Source organism: Ruegeria sp. BHSB058, from assembly GCF_059613285.1.
This window is the reverse complement of sequence record NZ_JBXWSF010000170.1, coordinates 1-2,366: the sequence shown is the minus strand read 5'-3', so window position 1 is coordinate 2,366 and position 2,366 is coordinate 1. Positions and strand designations below refer to the sequence as shown.

General features: G+C 55.3%; 1 protein-coding gene and 1 pseudogene. One reads left to right on the top strand and one right to left on the bottom strand.

Going from position 1 to position 2,366, the window contains the following annotated elements; translation table 11 throughout:
• Nucleotides 1–169 precede the first annotated feature (169 nt).
• A pseudogene (locus AC2FNB_RS21060) lies at nt 170–834 on the top strand (HupE/UreJ family protein).
• Nucleotides 835–1,658: 824 nt separating this feature from the next.
• Here AC2FNB_RS21060 and AC2FNB_RS21055 read toward each other — a convergent pair.
• Nucleotides 1,659–2,366, bottom strand: a 708-nt coding sequence (locus tag AC2FNB_RS21055; protein ID WP_496748681.1) for a putative PEP-binding protein, incomplete at its 5' end; no start/stop codon positions are given.

Here is a 2,366-nt window from a genome sequence, read left to right as displayed (position 1 = left end):
CCCCAGCCGTGGTCTATTGGCTGAGAAAAGAAGAAACCCAAACCGATCAGCAGGAGCAAAGAGTAGCTTAAACTACGCCAAAACCTGTCCAAACATTGGGGAGTAGTTCATGGATATTGCGGGTCAACCCATCTAGATTGAAGATCTGGAAGTTCAAAAGAACGACGTTTTGGTCCATCTACAGCCCCTGCAGTCTGAACCCACGACGCTTCGGTTCACACCAGAGACAGCCGTTCAGAACATACCTTCTGAACAGACCACATGGTTTGTTTTCACCGCGTATTTCCAGTTGGGTTTTAAACACATACTGGAAGGTTGGGATCATCTGCTGTTTGTCTTCGCGCTGTTTATTCTGGTTCGTGATCCGTAGAGACTGGTGGGAGCAGTCACAGCGTTCACCCTAGTGCATTCAATAACACTGGCACTGGCAACACTGGGATTTTTGAATGTCCCCGGCCGCCGGTCGAGGCCATCATTGCGCTTTCTATAGTTTTTCTGGCGATGGAAATTGTTAAGGGCGGCGACGGGCGTTTTCGACTTTCGAAACAGAAGCCCTGGATCGTTTGTTTCTGGTTTGGGCTTTTGCATGGGCTTGGTTTTGCAGGTGCTTTGGCCGATATCGGACTACCTACAAACGATATCCCTGCGGCCTTGCTTGCCTTCAACCTGGGCGTCGAGGCAGGCCAATTGAGTTTTGTCGGAGCTTTGGCGCTGCTTCTGCCAATCTGGCGAATGATTGCGTTTCCCGTTAGTCAAACAACAACAGTGGTCACGGCCTATTGCATCGGATCGATATCGATGTATTGGCTCATAGAACGCGTTAGCGGGATTTGAAATGCTACGCCTCTGGTTCTGTTGAGGTGTTAAATCGTCGCATAAGGCAACTTGATTGCAAAAGGTTAGAATCGACCGCACAGGTACAACTATTAAAGTGGCCGCGCACAAAAGCCGACTTCGTAGCATTTGAAACGTTAGTGTTTAACGCGCCAGCCATGGGCGCTTCCCGTCCTACCCGCGGAACAGGCGTGTCCGCTCTCAGGCTGGAGCAGTCATCGAAACCAAACAGGCGAGCGGCAGCACCGTCCCGCGTCTCGATTGCCGAAGCCGAGCGTGGCGAAAAGGCGGTTTGAGTTCCACCAGATTTGGCAGAGTTGAATGACCGGTCTGGCGACATCGATTGCAATGCAGCGATGAGTGTTCCGCACTTGCGAGCGGATGCTGCGTCAGCAACAGCGGCATGGGCAAATGGCGGCAAAGTTGCGCATTTTGCCCATTCATGTTCCGAGCGATGAAAGTCAGCTGTGGTCCTTTCTTACCAGTTCAAGAGCCATACAGCGAACGGTGATCGATGCGTTTGTATCCGACCAGTCATTGCAAGCTGTGTTCTCAAACTGGCCTGCCGAGCGCACGCAATTTGTGTTCAGTCCGATGATTGCAAGCTGCTTGCGCATTTTCTGGGTTCATCAGTAGACAAACCGGGTTTGACGCCTCCGACAGGGTCAGGTCATTCGTGCCGAATATCAAGATGGTTGCAGGTCGAGCGGACTGTGTTTGCGGGCCGCCTTACCTAAGAACAAGAGGGGCGCTGCCTCTCTTGACCTGCGGGCAATTCACCCTGGGTATTTGAGACCAGAAAGAAGCAGGGGCGGCGAGGAGTGTCAGACCTGATTTCGCAGCCATTCCATCACCGCCGGGCGCGCGGTCTGGTCGCCGCGGTGGCTGGCGTCGGAAATGATCTTGCGCAGATCCTGAAGGTTGGCGCGCAGAAGCAGGCTTTTGACCGGGCCAATCGAGGCGGGACGCATGGACAGGCTGCGGATGCCCATGGCGGCGAGGCAAATGGCCTCGACCGGGCGGCCCGCGTCCTCGCCGCAAAAGCTGAGCGGGGTGTTGGAGAGATTGCAGCGCTCGACGATGCGTTCGATGAAAGTCAGGAAACTGACATTGAGCGTGTCATAGCGGCGGCGCACCAGTTCGTTTTCGCGGTCGGCAGCGAAGAAGAACTGCTTCAGGTCGTTGCCGCCGATGGAGATGAAATCCACCTCGTCAAAGAACTTCTGAGGCGCAAAGGCCAGTGACGGTGTTTCCAGCATCGCGCCGATTTCCAGGCTTTCCGGTAACGGGTGGCCCAGTCGCTTTTCCCGGGCGATGGTTTTTTCGATCTCCCAGCGAGCGGCGTAGAACTCTTCGGCCTGAGCGACGAAGGGAAACATGATGGTCAGCGGACGGCCATTGGCGGCCCGGATCAGAGCCTGAAGCTGCATCCGCATGACGCCGCGCTTGTCGAGACCGACGCGGATCGCGCGCCAGCCCAGCGCCGGGTTCGGTTCGGCCACGTGTTTCATGTAGGGCAGCACCTTGTCGGA